The sequence below is a fragment of the Shewanella sp. c952 genome (assembly GCF_019654975.1).
GTDB lineage: Bacteria > Pseudomonadota > Gammaproteobacteria > Enterobacterales > Shewanellaceae > Shewanella.
Genome location: NZ_BPEW01000022.1, coordinates 73,036 through 89,047, shown reverse-complemented (window position 1 = coordinate 89,047; position 16,012 = coordinate 73,036). Strand labels below are relative to the sequence as shown.

Below are 16,012 nucleotides of genomic sequence, written 5' to 3'. Positions count from 1 at the left end.
GCGTGAAGTCATCTTTCATACTTCGCCGAAGACGCTAGGTCGTTGGCTTGAGGAGGCGTATTCTACACTCTCCAGTGGCGGCGTCAAGCGCTTATTTTAAGAAGTTTTTCAAGCGATGATTTCTTAATCACTCTCGTGAAAAGAAGCACTACCCGAAGCCCTTAAAGCGTTTGTCACCTGAATCAAATCCCCGAAGGTTTTTAACTCTCTAACACCGCTGCAAGTCCCGTACTACCTAAGCTTTTGTTTAGTTAGTTGGCCTGCTGTGCCGTGTCAGTGGTTGCGCATTATAGGGAGATCTTGAGTAAGCGCAAGCGCTTTTTAATAAGAAAACGATCGCATGTCGATCTTTTCACCAAACAGCCAAATTATGGGGGATTATCGTACTTTCAATGCTGATTAATTGGCCTTTATAGGTTTGAGATTAAGATAAAGTTCATTTTTTCAGCAACGCACTAGTGTATTGCTCAATAATTCATTACCATATGCAAGTTATTAACAGTTAGTTATCGATTCATTCATTTACACTTCAGAGATTATATATATGCAGAAGTCATTCTTTATCGTTTTAGCCGTTGCCATTATAGGTGCATTAGCTATTTTTCAGATCGCTCCAGATCTAAACGCTGCCATTGCTTTCTTTACTGGTGCAATCATCGCAAGCGTTATCTTTTCAATTCAATCAAAATCAGGATCGTCTGTTACAGCTAGTAGCAACGAACCTTATACCGGTCCAACTATGACCTTATATGTAGGTAACTTGCCTTACCGTGTTCATGAAGGTGAAGTAAAAGCATTATTTGGTGAGTATGGTCCCGTGAACTCAGTTCGCTTGGTGCGAGATCGTAAGACCGGTCGTCGTAAAGGCTTTGGCTTTATCGAAATGTCAGAAGCGGGTGCTAAGAAAGCGATGTCTAAGTTAAACGAATATGATTTTCAAGAAAGAACATTGAAGGTTCGTGAAGCTAAGTCTCAAGATTCAGATAAAACAGAAAGCCAAGCGTAAGCTAGCTAACGTAAGTTAGTTGAGGAGTGTGGTTCTATACTCGTGAACCCCTCTTCAACTAACCTTTCTTTCAATCCCTTCGCAATCTCGCCCGTCGTAAATACCGCACTATAATCTACCACCCTGTTGCTTTCCGTTTTTATTAGACCATTCGCTTTAAGTAAATTTAGCACTCTGTCAGCCACTGCTCTACCAGAATCTAGCAAGATAACGCTTTGCCCTAATAGCTGTTTAATCTCTGCTGCCAAAATTGGAAAGTGTGTACAACCTAGCACTAAGGTATCAAGTTCAGACATTCGGATTGGGGCTAGCAATAACTCAAGCCTTCGCATGTCGACTGCAACTCCCGCCAACTTTGCTTCCGCAAGCATGACCAATTCAGATGAACCGAACAGCTCCACTCGACAATCTTCTGCAAATGCATCGATTAACTCTTTGGTATAGGGACGTTTGATTGTACCGGGGGTAGCCAGTAAACCGATGTGCCTGCGCTTAGATATTTTTGCTGCAGGTTTAATAGCCGGGACAACACCGACAACAGGAATTGATAACTGCTGCCTTAATATTGGTAACACTAGTGTGCTGGCCGAGTTACATGCAACCACCACAATGCTGGCATTGATACGCTTTGCCTGTTCGGTGATAAGCGATACGCATCCACTAATGAGTTCCGACTCTTCTAATTCACCATATGGTAGTCGCGCATTATCGAATAAATAGCAGCAGTTTTGCTGAGGCATTACTTTTCTGATCTCGTCCAGAATCGATAACCCACCAATTCCAGAGTCAAAAATAAGAATAGGTCCAGACAAAGCGTTCTCCACTATCATATAAATGCTGTTATATAGCTGCGCAATTAGCCTTAGTTAAGGCCGAATTAGCTATTTTGCTTTAAAATTTCCCCACAAGCTAGGTTAAATCGAATGGGAGAAACTGGACATCCCTGCTATCTAGTATAATATTCCGCCCCTAATTTAAAGCTCACGGTGATCAAAATATGAATTTAGCAGCAATGGATCCTTCAACCTATGATGTGCAACTCGAAGCGAAGCGCGTCAAGCTAAAGCAGTTATTTACTGATTTTGACACGCCGGAACTTGAATCATTTAGCTCTGAAACAGCCCACTATCGTATGCGTGCTGAATTTAGAATGTGGCATGAAGGGGAAGACCTCTACTATTACATGTTCGATAAAGAGCTTGATAGCAAAGTGCGTTGCGATCAGTTTCTACCTGCAAGTGAGCTGATCAACAAAATGATGCCTGTGCTGGTTGAGCTATTAAAGCCCAACACTATCTTGCGTCATCGCCTGTTTCAAATAGATTTTCTATCTACGCTAAGTGGAGAGATCTTAGTATCCTTGCTTTACCATAAGCAGCTAGATGCTGAATGGGAAGAGCAAGCCAAAATCTTAAAGCAAACACTGAGTAGCCAATTCAATGTCAATTTGATTGGCCGCGCTCGCAAACAAAAACTGATCTTTGATAAAGACTTCGTCGTTGAATCACTTAACGTAGCTGGTAAGCAACTGCAGTATCATCAGATCGAAAATAGCTTTACCCAGCCTAATGGTAAAGTTTCAGTCAAAATGCTTGAGTGGGCGATTGATGTCACTAAAAATAGCACTGGCGACTTATTAGAGCTCTATTGCGGCAATGGTAATTTCTCAATTGCACTGGCGCAAAACTTTGAACGAGTATTGGCGACTGAACTCGCTAAGCCGTCAGTAGAATCTGCACAGTACAATATCAAAATGAATAACGTTGAAAATCTGCAAATTATTCGTATGTCAGCAGAAGACTTCACCGACGCCATGGCAAAGAAACGTAGCTACCGACGTTTAGAAGGTATCGATCTTGATAGCTATAACTGCAACACCATCTTTGTCGATCCGCCACGTGCTGGTTTAGACGAGAATACCGTTAAACTAGTGCAAGGTTATGAGCGTATTGTTTATATCTCATGTAACCCTAATACCTTGCTAGATAACTTAAAAGAGTTGAGTAAGACCCATAGCATCACTCGTTTTGCATTGTTTGATCAGTTCCCGTATACCGATCACATGGAGTCTGGTGTATTTCTTGAGAAGAAATAGAGCCCAATGAGTCCAACAAAAACGGCATCCAATTGGATGCCGTTTTTGTTATTTAGTCTGCTACTTCTGCTCTCTTTTATTCTGCAGAGCATCGGCACCTTTAGCGATCATATGCAATTGGATCACTAGTCGGTCTGCTAAGGCCTTACGATCTATACGTTTCATATCCAACGCCGCAGCACCCGCATTGAATACTAAAGTCACCAGCGCTTCTGCTTGGGCATGTGCTAGATCTGGTGCTCGATTAGCGGTTGCCTCTGTGTAATGCGCTAATTCAGAGATGAAATGCTCAATCTCTCTTGCTACTGCACCACGAAATGGCGCAGAGGTGCCAGAACGCTCATGCAGCAGGATACGGAATACGTTAGGGTTAGATTCAAGTACTTCCATAAAGGTTTCAACAGAGATACGGATAACGCTGCCGCCCGCTTCTGCACGCTGGCGTCCTTTACGCATCATCTGCCTGAGCGTAAGTCCACCTTCATCCACCATCGTTAAACCCAACTCATTCATATCTTTAAAATGTCGATAGAATGAGGTCGGTGCAATATTGGCCTCGCGCGCAACTTCGCGCAAACTCAAGCTAGAAAAGCTACGCTCAGCACTCAACTGATTAAACGCTGCATCAACTAGCGCGCGTCGTGTCTTCTCTTTTTGTTGTGCTCTAATGCCCATACTGAACCTACTTACAAAAGTTATGTTTCGAATAATAACGCTTTTTTACTTAAAACGCAGCATCAACAAACTTGACCCAAATCTCTATCCAAGTTAAATTAGCGTACAGCTGTACGCTCAACTAGAGATTATAAAAAATAATGAAAAAACCTCCAATTATTTGGATGAATGTGAGCCTTTTTACCATCACATTTGCCTGCGCTGTATTATTAGTACCTTGGTATGGGATCGTTTATGGCTTTGAAGCTATTGAGTGGATTGCCTTTGTCGTTCTTGCCTTTGCCAGTGGCTTATCGATCACCGGTGGCTACCATAGACTCTGGTCTCATCGCACATATAAAGCCCATGCTTCAGTGCGCTTTCTCTATGCCCTTGGCGGCGCATTGGCACTACAAAACAGTGCACTGCATTGGTCTTCAGATCATCGAGTTCACCACAAGCATGTCGATAATAACGACAAAGACCCTTACTCAGCGAAAATGGGGTTTTGGTATAGCCATATAGGCTGGATGCTGCGTGAATATCAATCTCAGCGATACCATGATTACAAAAATGTACGCGATCTACAGAATGATAAAATTGTGATGTGGCAGCACAAATACTACCTACCTCTGCTTATTATCATGAACTTCGGTCTGCCTATTTTGCTAGGTTGGTTGAATGGTGACATTCTTGGCATGCTACTGCTAGCAGGACTATTACGCCTAGTGGTGGTACATCACTGTACTTTCTTCATTAATTCATTAGCTCATATATGGGGTTCCCAACCGTATACAGATAAAAATACTGCCCGTGATAATGGATTTATAGCACTGTTAACTTATGGCGAGGGATACCATAACTACCACCATATATTTGAGAATGACTACCGCAATGGCATTCACTGGTGGCAGTATGATCCAACCAAGTGGTTAATCGATGGTTTAGCGTTAGTCGGGCTCACTAATAGCCGCCGAGTCGTGCCACAAGAGCGTATCGAAAGCGCTCGCTTACAGATGCAGCTTAAACGCACTCAAAATAGAGTCGCTCATCTTCCTAACAGTGAAGAGATTATTGAAAAGCTACAAGCTGAGTATGAAATGCTGAAAACTCATTTAGCTGAATATTACGATGCCAAGAAAGCACTGCTAGAGGCTAAGCGTAAACAGCTCGCGGATCGAGATCTTATGGCAGAGGTCAAAGAGCTTAAACTTCGATTCAAGCAGCAAAAGAAAAACTGGCATAGTCTGACCGCAAGCTTTAGCTAATACCCAATACCTAATACCATTGCTAAAACAACATCAGCCACTCTCATGAGTGGCTTTTTCTTCTATATTCATCTCGCTTAATGCTAAGTAAATTCAACAAATGCACCACTAGTTTGCTAATAGACTTCAACTTCACTAACCACTCCATTGAAGTCATTAGATGATGGGTCTATGATGATCGGCTAATTAGCATTTTTAGGGCGTTTTAAGCTCATGTCAGATCAACAAATTAAACTTACCGAGTATAGTCATGGCGCAGGTTGTGGCTGCAAGATTTCCCCTAAGGTACTTGGTACTATACTCGCGACTCAACTACCGGTATTTGACGATCCTAAACTGCTTGTGGGAAACCAAACCCGAGATGATGCTGCGGTTTACAAACTTAACGACACCACAGGCATTATTAGCACCACCGACTTTTTTATGCCTATCGTTGATGACCCTTTTACTTTTGGACGCATAGCAGCAACCAATGCGATCAGTGATATCTATGCCATGGGCGGCACACCTATGATGGCTATCGCCATTTTGGGCTGGCCAGTCGATAAGCTACCTGCTGAAGTGGCACAACAAGTTGTTGATGGTGGCAGACAAGCCTGCGCCGATGCAGGGATAATACTGGCCGGTGGTCACAGTATCGATTCTCCTGAGCCTATTTTTGGCTTAGCAGTCACTGGGCAAATTCCACTGGATGAGCTTAAACAGAACAATACGGCTAAAGTTGGCGATAAACTTTACCTAACCAAGCCTCTTGGTATTGGTATTTTAACCACTGCGCAAAAACAGAAAAAGCTTGCTGATGTCGATCTCAATATAGCAGCAGATGCGATGTGCCAGTTAAACATTTTGGGCCCTAATATCGCTAAAATCTCACAGGTAAACGCACTAACTGATGTTACTGGTTTCGGCTTAGCTGGACACCTTTTAGAGATGTGTCATGGCGCAGAGCTTGGCGCAAAAATCGATATCAGTTTGCTGCCACTACTTCCCAATGCTCAGCAATACCTTGAGATGGGCTGTATCCCAGGCGGAACCCACAGAAACTTCGATAGCTATGGTGAACACTTGCCCGTGTTAACTGAACAGCAAAAAGCGATTATCTGCGATCCGCAAACTAGTGGCGGCTTGTTGATCTCGGTCTCTGCTGAGGGCGAAGCTGAATTGCAGCAATTACTATCAGACAATGGTGTCGAACCTATCTGCATTGGTGAGCTAGTAGAGCAATCAGCAACCACAGTGGAGCTTATCTAATGCCCGTCAACATGGTGAGCGCAAGTGAGTACCGACGAATTCTTGTCAGTGATCATCCAATAATGGATGCGCGAGCACCTGTTGAATTTACTAAAGGGGCATTTCCTGCCAGTAGTAACTATCCGTTAATGGAAGATGAAGAGCGTAAGTTAGTCGGTACTTGCTACAAACAAAAAGGACAACAAGCTGCTATAGCCTTAGGTCATTCACTTGTTACCGGCGAGGTAAAACAGCAAAGACTTGACGCTTGGCAACGCTATTTTACTCAGCATCCAGATGCGTACCTTTATTGCTTTCGAGGTGGCTTACGCTCTAAATTAACTCAACAGTGGTTAAAAGAAGCCGGTATCAATATCCCCTTTATTGAAGGCGGCTATAAAGCGATGCGTCAGTTTTTAATTGAAACTATCGATAACGCAGCGAGCCAGAAACCCATGTTAATCCTCAGCGGGATCACTGGCAGTGGTAAGACTGACTTTTTGCTCGCTCGTAATGACGGCGTAGATCTCGAAGGTATTGCCCATCATCGTGGTTCGAGCTTTGGCCGTTACCATGAGCCGCAGCCGACCCAGATAAACTTTGAGAATGCATTAGCGGTTGCCCTCCTGAAACATCAAGATAGCAACGCTAAACACCTGCTGCTCGAAGATGAGAGCTTCCTCATTGGACGCTCTGCATTACCACAAGCATTCTACAAAGGGATGCAAGCGGCAAATGTCGTCGTGTTAGAAGAACCGATGGAGGCTAGATTAACTCGCCTACTTAATGAGTATGTGCATAAGATGCATAGCGGTTATATTGAGCGTCTTGGTGAAGAAGCCGGTTTTGCAGCATTTGCAGAATATTTAGCACTGAGTATCACCGGGATAAAGAAACGTCTTGGCGGTAAACAGCACGATGAATTCCAAGCGATTATCACCAATGCACTCAACATTCAGCAAAGTCGTGGTGATACTAGCGCTCATCTTGAATGGATTGAGCTACTGTTAAGCAAATATTACGACCCTATGTATCAATACCAGATAGATAAGAAAACTGAACGGATTTTGTTTAAAGGTGATCATGCCGCAGTGCATCAATGGTTAGATGCTAACTAACGTCTCCCCCTTTAGCCGGTTATGACTCTCTTCTTAACCGGCTATATCGTTAAGTTCACTTCAATCTCCCCTCTTAACCACGACTTTTTTCTGTGCTTAATACTGCATTTAACCCATCGAGCGTGCTTTATTGATTCTGGCAATGCAGCCCCTTTAGCACACACCAGCACTGACAAGGGCTGCATTGCACCGTCCCATTGTCGTTTATTGATAAAGTACCTCTCTAGGCGATTTTGTTGAGTATCAGGCTGTGGAGTTGCGATATAAACAGGTCGATTAAACAAACCATCAATGACAAGCAGCGTAGAGAGTTCGAATCGCTCTATTTCAACGATAACAGGCACGGTTCTGTCCTGCTTTAAAGCAACGAGTTCATCAGTATTGTTGATGTTCTGCCGATTAAGGATCCGCCGTAATACATAGCTAAATGCACTCATCGCAAATTCTGACCAACTTAGTAGCAACACCAACAGTACTAGCAAATTACCACAGGCGATCAGGAGGAATAATTGTTCGATTTTCCATTGCAGTCCGTTTAACACCAACATGGCAAAAACTGCCGAAGTCACCATAAACAGTGCGTTGACGATATTGTTACTGGCGATGGCCTGCGCACATTCGTTTTCATCTGCACGCGCTTGAATGAAGGTATATAGCGGCACAATAAACAAACCGCCGCCAACACCTATCATCAATAGATCAAACATCAAACGGTAGTGGATGGCATCGCTGACAAATGTGACGACATCAAATACAGCAGTTGGAGCCGCTAAGATTGGTAAAGCGACATACAGATCGATGCCAAATACACCAAGTACTATCAAACCTAAAGGTGCGATCCCCAGTTCAACTTGCTTACATGACAATCGCTCACACACAAAAGAGCCTATGCCTATGCCAATTGAAAAGAGCAGCAGCAATAATGACACCACGGTCGGGTCAGAATGAAGTGTTATCCGGGCAAAATTTGGGATCTGCGTTAAATAGCTCGCGCCAACAAACCAAAACCAGCTAATAGCCAGTATCGCGATCCATATGTCTCGACTTTTTCGTACTTTCGCAATGCTTGTTGCCGTCGCTTTGATGATCGAAAACTTGGGTTTTACTTTATTACTTGAGGGAATACTGGGGATCATCCAGCTACTAAATACGCCAATCAACGCCAAGGTAAACACGCTGCCCGCCGCCCAATAAGTCGCATGTTCGCTAGCGACAATCAGCCCAGCAGACAAAGTACCGGCCAAAATAGCCAGAAAGGTGCCCATTTCAACCCAAGCATTGCCCGACACCAGCTCATGTTCGCGTAATACCCGGGGCAATAATGAGTATTTTACTGGGCCAAAATATGCTGATTGCACCCCCATCAAGAACAGCAGTAACAACATAATAAGATAGCTATGAGAAAAGATTGCCAACACTGCAGCAGACATAATCAATAGCTCGAGTACTTTCAGTCGACGGATAAGAGTCGCTTTATCGATACTGTCGGCTACTTGTCCCGCATGTGCTGAAAATAGCAAAAATGGCAGAATGAAAAGGCCTGCGGCAAGGTTTACAAAAAGGTGTACATCAATAGGCAACGCTTCAATTTGTGAGTAGCTCACCATTAATAGCAGCACATTTTTATAAACATTATCATTTAGCGCCCCTAAGCACTGAGTCACAAAATAGGGCAAAAAGCGGCGGCTAAAAAGCATAAATATCCTTTTGAAAACTGACTGATACAAGTTGCTATAAAAGCCAGCGGCGATAGAATTAGTCCAATAAAAAAGCCATCACATTGTGATGGCTTTAAACAGTTAATAACTTAACTCTCAGCGATTAGAATTTCATCCCAGGCCAAGTTTGGCGAGCCAACAACGATAAAGTTTGGATTCTCCAAGCTTTCTCGCTCGTTATAACTCAATGGCTGCAGTGCGAGATCCATGATCTGACCACCCGCCTCTTCTACAATAATTTGTGCTGCACCTGTGTCCCATTCACCAGTAGGACCAATACGTACATAGCTGTCTGCACGCCCTTCAGCTACTAAACAGCTTTTTAGTGCTGCTCCACCAAGCACCACGAGTTCGCAATGCTTATTTTGGTTAAACAGCTTAATAACCGACTGTGGATCTTGGCGGCGACTAACTGCTAGCCTCAATGGACTATTGTCATCATGGCTAATCTGACGACTACTAATGCGCATCTCGCTGCCGTTGTCTCGCTTATAAGCACCTAAACCGGCAATAGCGTAGTAACACACCTCGGTCATCGGCACATACACAACACCAACGATAGGGCGATTATGCTCAACTAGAGCGATTATTACTGAAAAATCACCACTTCCGGCGATAAACTCACCGGTTCCATCGAGCGGATCGACCAACCAGTAACGTTGCCAATTGCAACGCTCAGAAAATGCTATGTCGGCATCTTCTTCTGATAAGACAGGGATCTCAGGCGTGAGCTCTTTAAGGGCTTTGATGATGATATTATGCGCGGCAATATCAGCCGAAGTCACCGGGGTATTATCTGACTTTATCTCGCGTTCGAAATCACCAAGTTGGTAAATATCTCGAATTTTTTTACCCGCCTCAGTGGCGATATCTATGACTTGATCGATGTAACTCTCTGGCTTCATAACTACTTACTACCCGGTTATATTAGTTAAGCTACTTCAGTTGTAGATGCTTTTGCGCTAAAAATAAAGCACTTACACTGCGAGACTCTGAAAAATCCTGCTCTTGCAATAAATCCTGCCACTGCTCCAATGGCCATGGAACCATGTCTATCGGCTCAGGTTCATCACCTTCCAATTCACTTTGATACAGCTCTTCAGCTAAAAATATCTGCATTTTGCTGGCAAAATAACCTGGCGCGAGGCTCAACTCCATTAAGTGAGTCAGTTTATTTGAGCCGTAGCCAATCTCTTCCTGCAACTCTCGATTAGCAGCCTCCGCTGCGGTCTCACCTGGATCAATTAGCCCTTTTGGAAAGCCAAGCTCATAACTGTGAGTACCCGCTGCATACTCCCGCCCTAATAATAACTGTTTATTACCAAGTACAGGTACTACCATCACAGCGCCACGATTGTTACCTTTCATCCGCTCATATTGACGCTCAACTTGATTTGAAAACCTTAAATGCAGCTGTTCAATCTGAAATAGTCGGCTTTTAGCCACTACTTCAGCATGCAATATTTCCGGTTTAACCTTCTTGATAGTCATACACATCCTATGGCGATTGATCTTTCCCGCAGATAGTTGCTGAGATCAGTTACAATCTTACTATTCTAGCTCCAATCTACAACCTGAATTTACTAGGATCATCTAACTATGTTTCCATGGCACGATATTGATACTGTTTTACTTGATATGGACGGCACCCTACTCGACCTGCATTTTGATAATCATTTTTGGCTCAGTTTGATCCCAAAAGCGCTGAGTGAGCAACGTAATATCTCGGAAAGTGCCGCAATGGAGTGGGTTGAAGCAAACTACCAAAAGGTGGACGGTACACTAGATTGGTACTGTTTAGATTATTGGGAGCAACAGATGGGGCTCGATATTATGACCCTGCACAAAACCTTAGTGGAGAAGATCCAGTTGCGCCAAGACAGCTTGCCATTTCTGTATGCGCTAGAAAAAGCCAACAAAAAGCGAATTCTAGTAACCAATGCTCACCCGAAGGGCTTAACACTCAAATTGGCGCATACCGATTTAGCTTTAGGCTTAGACGCAATGATATCTAGCCATGAAACAGGTTACCCCAAAGAGCATCCACTGTTTTGGCAACAACTATTTGAACGCTTTGATCTAGATCCAAGTCGCTGCTTATTCATTGATGACAACGAAACCATTTTAGCTGCAGCTAAACTCGCCGGAGTCGGCCATCAATTAGGTGTGGCAAACCCAGATAGCCAAAAGCCAAATAAGCTATTTAGCGACTTCCCTGCAATAGACGATTACCATCAGCTATTGCATGAATTGCTCAAACAAGTTTGATCAAAAAAGGCACCTTTAAAGTGCCTTTTTTAACATTTTTACAGGAGCGATAAACCTAGATAGGTAGTCGACCTTGATAGGTAATTGGGTAGTAACCTTGGCTATCTTTCTTGCCTAGGAATCCAAGTGCTTTTTTCAGGTCATCAGGCTGTGTATTAACCTCACGGATCTTGGCATTCACCTGCATCATCTTATTATCAGCCAACAAAATAGACCCGTCTAAGCCTAGGCCATTAAGCTTTTCATCTGTCGCCAATTGCACTTGGCCATCGATACAGCTTAAACCTAAAGCGATATCGCCTAATGGATAATTACCAAACTGATTAGTCACTTGTACTTTGTTTAAAAACAGCTTACCCGATAACTGTTCGCACCAAGGTAACCCTTGTTCAAAGGTATCGACTAAGGCGCTTACATCACCTTTAATTTCAGTTCTAAACGGTAGTCGAGTATTACCTAACAAAAAGTCACTCGGCGCTTCAAAGCGCAGCGCGCTAACGTCAAGCCCAGCAAAAGAATACGCCACTACAGCTTTACCATTAACGGCGCTACTGCGACTTCCTATACTAATATCGGCCTTAACCGTTCCCATCAACAGTGAAGCAACACTCAAGTCCCAGCGCACCATTTCAAGCTGACGTTTTTGCACAGTCAAAGAGTCGATACTGCCAGACCAAATAGTGCCAGATACACCACTAATAACCGTATTAGCCGGTATAGGTGCAAGCTTCACTGCCATGCTAGCGGGAAATAACACCACTAAAAAAACCAAATAGATGAAAAAGCCTAGCGCGATTTTTTTTACTAATTTCACAACAACATCCTACTTGGATAACTGAATTCGGCGAACATTAACGAAACCTGGGGTATCGGATTCAGCCACATCCAAGCTCTCTAATGATAAACCTTGGTTTTGAACCAGCTCATTGAGATAGCTCAGCAAAGTATCAAAGGGCACTTCGTCCATCCATACTTGAATTTTATTACCTTGTGGCTGCATACGAGTAATTGTTAAACCAAAGCTACCCGCAGTTTGGTTAACCGCAGCGCTTAAGCTGCCTTTAAAAGCACTGCCTTGGCTTGTTTGTTTCAAGCCAGCAATACGATTCGCGGTCTGCTTTACATAATTGAGAGTATTGAGCTGGCCTTCAAGATTACGCTCAGCATCGGTTTCGGCATTGGCGATTGGCGTCCAAACACCCCAATACAAAATACCTATAACTAAGACTACGCCACAAGCGCTAACCATCTGCTTTTCACGCAGGATCAAGCCCGCCCACCATACTTTAAGATTATCCATCTTATTTGCTCCTAATGGTTAAGGTGCTGGTGACTTCTGACTCACCACTGTTCATCGCGCCACCATCGAGCTTGTATTTGCGAGATATTATCTCTTTAAACTTCTCAATTTGTGCATAGTTCTTAGCTTTAATCTGCATCCGCAGTTCGCCACGATTACTGTCAAAACGCAATGTGGTCGGTTTTAAATCTTGTACTTGCTCAAACGCTGCTTGAGTGCCTTCAAGCATGCTGAAAAACTCAGTGCCGCTGCCGCCACCTTGCATTTTTCTTACATGACTATCCATTTGCGCGCGCAGATTAACCACTCGTGAACTACCTGGTACCACTTGCTTGTAGATCTGTTCGCTCTGTAGTCTTACCACATCCGCTTTAGCATTCATTTGGTGAATATTAAGGCCTTTATTCACTAGCGCTAACACCACCACAACCGCAAATATAATGGCAGCATTACGCCAAAGGCTAAGATGCTTGCCGTATTCACGCTTAGGCTGATAAACACCTGATAGAAGGTTCATTGGCGCATTAAGCATACCGCGCGCTAACACCAACATAGGTAAGTCTAGAGGTTGTGCTTTTATAGCGGTGCCTGCCAAAGCAAGTTCGGTATACCCAGCAACTGTGGTAGCCTCTTCGCTGTCAGGCAAGAGTTGTGGTAACGCCATCTCGAGCCACTCTTGCTCAAGGCTTACACCACTGCCTTGGCCTGTTCGTAGCAAAATCTCCTGCCCAAAAGTAATAGCCGCCCAATCACATTCAGCCAAAGGCAGAGCAAGACAGTCTGGCACAATACACTTAGCTTTCAATCCAGCTTCCGCGAGCCACTCTATCCAGTTTTGCATCTGCTCGTGAGCAACTACTGCAATATTGAGCGCATCGCCTTCACGAGGACCAACCACAAAATGCAGCTCTTCTACATCTTGCGCTAAATTCTCTTCGAGCATAAATGGCAGTGCTTTAATCGCCTGACGCTGGCCTTTTTCTGGCAGATCCACTGCAGTCAAAGTGATGCTAGATGCCGGGACTAATACGTCAACTGCACGATTAGCTGCTCTTTCAGTCAGAGTCGATAGTGCGCTGGCATCACTAAGTTCGCCAGAACCTATTATTTCTTGTTCCTGTTCAGACCAAACGAGCCACGAACACGGTTGCTCAAAGGATTGTCCTAAACGGATGAATAGTCTTTCACTCACTGATCTGTCTCCACGAGTCTCTTTAATTTTGCTTAAAGGACTGTTGTTATTTTTGTCCGCCAAACTGACGGGATAACACATTTAGCGTTCTGCCATCGCCATTGAGTACACTCTCAAGCCTAAATACGGCATTATCGACTTTAGCGCCCGCTTCCAATAAAAAATAGCTACTGGTCACGCCAAAACTCGATTTAAGTTGTGCATCGCCAGCGAGGCTAGCAATAGAGGAGTTTTCCCAAAACTTATCTACTGTTTCATAACCATCGCCAGGACGTTGGTTGATGATACTTTCAGCCTCACCAACAGAAATTTTATTGTCTAACATGCCCGCAATCAGCGCGGCATGCTCTACCGGCACAGTATTAACATTTAATACTTGTGTTGTATTACCTGGTAGTGCACACACATACGGTGCAATCTTGAGATAGATATCTTGCGTGAACCCCATAACAGCACGCAACTCACTCTTATGGCTCATCAAGGTATTAGCTGCACGATAAGGTACATTTCGCGCCTCATACTCTGCATCTTCTGCACCGTAAGGGCTCGCCGTCATATCTTCATCAATATAATCTTTTAAGGTTTGCGATAAGCGCTCCGCGGCAAAATCGTCCATCCCTAGAGCGACTAACAGCCCTTTAAACTGAATCACTGGCAGTGGCATTTTAGGTTGACTATTTTCAACTTTCTTAGTCGTCTGTGACAATGCATTCACGTTAAAGCATGATTGCATATCACTGATTTTACCTGCTATCTCGCCATTCTCTGCTGGGAAAATCACATCTGCTTGGGCCCAATACTGCTGCATGTGCACAGTATCAGAATCTTCTAAATCTTGTTTCAATACTTTCTTGGCGATCTCTTCAGCTGATATGGCATACCAAAAAGCTTGATCATACTGCGCCAAATTGATGGTGCGCCTAACAGACAACTGGTTTCTAGAGGTGATATTAGTCGCAATAATCGCGACTAACGCCACAATCAACAACACCACGATCAACGCAACGCCTCTTTGTTTAGTTGGCATGGTTAAGGAATTATTCACCCTGTCTTACCATCCTCTGTACTGCTGCCACCGTTATTATTGCCGCCGTTGTTATTACCGCTGTTATTATTACCGCCGTTATTATTACCGCCGTTGTTATTACCGCCACTGTTATTACTTCCAGCGGGGGCACCTGTCGGCAATAAGAACTTACGCTGCACCTTGCCTATATCCTCGAACTCTATTTCCATAGCGATCGCTTTAGGCAGCTTGGTAGCATCAGTTTTTCGTTCCCACTTATCATCACTGAAAAAAGCATACTCAACCGAAATCACCTTTTTCATCACAATCGTTTTAATCGGCTCGGCACCAATTTCGGGCTCAGGATATGGGTAATACCAACGTTCCAAATTCCCTTCTATAACCACATAAGCAACTGACTGCAAACTGCCTCTAGGCAGTAATCCATCAGGATTTAACCAACCTAAACGGAAAAACACTAACGACTCAGATTCTGAATCGAGCATGTTATCGCCAGTCTGAAACACAGTGGTGGCACGGCCACCTTCAAGTAATCTAGGGGTGCGAGCTACCATCTGGTTAAGGTCACGCTCAATAATGCCAAAACCTTGCTGCATCGCTTTTAACTTAGCGGCGAATTCACGGGTAACCGTATCGTTTTGCATTACGGTATGTAGCACCGTATTTGCCGCAAGCCCTATTAGGGCAAATATCGCAATAGCGATCAGCATTTCTAACAGCGTAAAGCCGCCGCTAGGTTTAATCCGACTTGAGGACATAACTACTTACCTCAGCAATAACACGACCAAAGCGATCATCATCGCTAATGGTGATCCGGATCATTCTAAAATTATCATCGGTTGTCTTCACAACCTCTTTGCGCCAATACCAGTCTTTACCCGCTAACTGCTCTTGGCCATCTTTACGACCGATATCGGGAAATTTGGGCTCTAAACGCGCTTCTACCATTTGATTATGGGCAACCCATTGCGCCATAGTGCGCTCTTCCAATATCGGCATATTGGCCATCTGCTCGCCCAGGCTTTTAGTTATGGATACTGCGGCAATTGAAAAAACCGCCAAAGCAACGATGACTTCAAGCAAGGTCATTCCGCGCTGCTTAACAGACATAGGCAGGCGCTTTTTGATGAGGGATT

The 16,012-nt window shown here is 44.0% G+C and carries 17 protein-coding genes; 6 read left to right on the top strand and 11 right to left on the bottom strand.

The window, feature by feature from the left end; all coding sequences use genetic code 11:
* The first annotated feature begins 544 nt into the window (after positions 1 to 544).
* Positions 545 to 1,006, top strand: a complete 462-nt coding sequence (locus K5R16_RS14925; protein WP_220738352.1) for an RNA-binding protein — start codon at positions 545 to 547, stop codon at positions 1,004 to 1,006.
* A 5-nt stretch (positions 1,007 to 1,011) separates the two neighbouring features.
* Here the strand turns inward: K5R16_RS14925 and murI are convergent, their stop codons facing one another.
* Positions 1,012 to 1,818 (bottom strand): glutamate racemase, encoded by an 807-nt coding sequence (gene murI, locus K5R16_RS14920; protein ID WP_220738351.1) that lies wholly within the window; start codon positions 1,816 to 1,818, stop codon positions 1,012 to 1,014.
* Positions 1,819 to 2,003: 185 nt separating this feature from the next.
* On the opposite strand from murI, the gene trmA reads away from it, so the two are divergent.
* Positions 2,004 to 3,101: a tRNA (uridine(54)-C5)-methyltransferase TrmA gene (trmA, locus tag K5R16_RS14915; RefSeq protein WP_220738350.1), complete on the top strand. Its 1,098-nt coding sequence runs from the start codon at positions 2,004 to 2,006 to the stop codon at positions 3,099 to 3,101.
* Positions 3,102 to 3,161: 60 nt separating this feature from the next.
* Here trmA and fabR read toward each other — a convergent pair whose 3' ends face one another.
* Positions 3,162 to 3,776, bottom strand: a complete 615-nt coding sequence (gene fabR, locus K5R16_RS14910; RefSeq protein ID WP_220738349.1) for an HTH-type transcriptional repressor FabR — start codon at positions 3,774 to 3,776, stop codon at positions 3,162 to 3,164.
* Positions 3,777 to 3,916: 140 nt separating this feature from the next.
* On the opposite strand from fabR, the gene K5R16_RS14905 reads away from it, so the two are divergent.
* The 3 genes from K5R16_RS14905 to mnmH all read left to right on the top strand — a co-directional run bounded on the left by K5R16_RS14905 (position 3,917) and on the right by mnmH (position 7,371).
* Positions 3,917 to 5,023 carry a fatty acid desaturase gene (locus K5R16_RS14905; RefSeq protein ID WP_220738348.1) on the top strand — a complete coding sequence of 369 codons (1,107 nt, stop codon included), beginning with the start codon at positions 3,917 to 3,919 and terminating at the stop codon, positions 5,021 to 5,023.
* A gap of 213 nt (positions 5,024 to 5,236) precedes the next feature.
* Positions 5,237 to 6,274, top strand: a complete 1,038-nt coding sequence (gene selD / locus K5R16_RS14900) for a selenide, water dikinase SelD (protein ID WP_220738347.1) — start codon at positions 5,237 to 5,239, stop codon at positions 6,272 to 6,274.
* Positions 6,274 to 7,371 (top strand): tRNA 2-selenouridine(34) synthase MnmH, encoded by a 1,098-nt coding sequence (mnmH, locus tag K5R16_RS14895; RefSeq protein ID WP_220738346.1) that lies wholly within the window; start codon positions 6,274 to 6,276, stop codon positions 7,369 to 7,371. The genes selD and mnmH overlap by 1 nt, the downstream gene beginning before the upstream one ends.
* Before the next feature lie 41 nt (positions 7,372 to 7,412).
* Here the strand turns inward: mnmH and K5R16_RS14890 are convergent, their stop codons facing one another.
* From K5R16_RS14890 to nudE, 3 genes are all read right to left on the bottom strand, one after another.
* Positions 7,413 to 9,068, bottom strand: coding sequence for an MFS transporter (locus tag K5R16_RS14890; protein WP_220738345.1), 1,656 nt, complete (start codon positions 9,066 to 9,068; stop codon positions 7,413 to 7,415).
* Positions 9,069 to 9,178: 110 nt separating this feature from the next.
* Positions 9,179 to 9,994, bottom strand: coding sequence for a 3'(2'),5'-bisphosphate nucleotidase CysQ (gene cysQ / locus K5R16_RS14885; RefSeq protein ID WP_220738344.1), 816 nt, complete (start codon positions 9,992 to 9,994; stop codon positions 9,179 to 9,181).
* Between the two features lie 31 nt (positions 9,995 to 10,025).
* On the bottom strand, positions 10,026 to 10,580 hold the full coding sequence (gene nudE / locus K5R16_RS14880; RefSeq protein ID WP_220738343.1) for an ADP compounds hydrolase NudE: 555 nt from the start codon (positions 10,578 to 10,580) through the stop codon (positions 10,026 to 10,028).
* A gap of 108 nt (positions 10,581 to 10,688) precedes the next feature.
* Between nudE and yrfG the strand changes: the two genes are divergently transcribed.
* Positions 10,689 to 11,357, top strand: a complete 669-nt coding sequence (gene yrfG / locus K5R16_RS14875; protein WP_220738342.1) for a GMP/IMP nucleotidase — start codon at positions 10,689 to 10,691, stop codon at positions 11,355 to 11,357.
* A gap of 55 nt (positions 11,358 to 11,412) precedes the next feature.
* Here the strand turns inward: yrfG and K5R16_RS14870 are convergent, their stop codons facing one another.
* From K5R16_RS14870 to gspI, 6 genes are read right to left on the bottom strand one after another with little or no spacing between them, the layout of a single operon-like run.
* Positions 11,413 to 12,171 carry a type II secretion system protein N gene (locus tag K5R16_RS14870; RefSeq protein WP_220738341.1) on the bottom strand — a complete coding sequence of 253 codons (759 nt, stop codon included), beginning with the start codon at positions 12,169 to 12,171 and terminating at the stop codon, positions 11,413 to 11,415.
* Positions 12,172 to 12,180: 9 nt separating this feature from the next.
* On the bottom strand, positions 12,181 to 12,657 hold the full coding sequence (locus tag K5R16_RS14865; protein WP_220738340.1) for a type II secretion system protein M: 477 nt from the start codon (positions 12,655 to 12,657) through the stop codon (positions 12,181 to 12,183).
* Between the two features lies 1 nt (position 12,658).
* A complete protein-coding gene (gspL, locus tag K5R16_RS14860) occupies positions 12,659 to 13,849 on the bottom strand; it encodes a type II secretion system protein GspL (RefSeq protein ID WP_220738339.1) in 1,191 nt (396 codons plus the stop codon).
* A gap of 46 nt (positions 13,850 to 13,895) precedes the next feature.
* Positions 13,896 to 14,876: a type II secretion system minor pseudopilin GspK gene (gene gspK / locus K5R16_RS14855; protein ID WP_220738356.1), complete on the bottom strand. Its 981-nt coding sequence runs from the start codon at positions 14,874 to 14,876 to the stop codon at positions 13,896 to 13,898.
* Positions 14,877 to 14,890: 14 nt separating this feature from the next.
* Positions 14,891 to 15,634 carry a type II secretion system minor pseudopilin GspJ gene (gene gspJ, locus K5R16_RS14850; protein WP_220738338.1) on the bottom strand — a complete coding sequence of 248 codons (744 nt, stop codon included), beginning with the start codon at positions 15,632 to 15,634 and terminating at the stop codon, positions 14,891 to 14,893.
* Positions 15,615 to 15,986: a type II secretion system minor pseudopilin GspI gene (gspI, locus tag K5R16_RS14845; protein WP_220738337.1), complete on the bottom strand. Its 372-nt coding sequence runs from the start codon at positions 15,984 to 15,986 to the stop codon at positions 15,615 to 15,617. Before gspI ends, gspJ begins: the two co-directional genes overlap by 20 nt.
* Positions 15,987 to 16,012 lie beyond the last annotated feature (26 nt).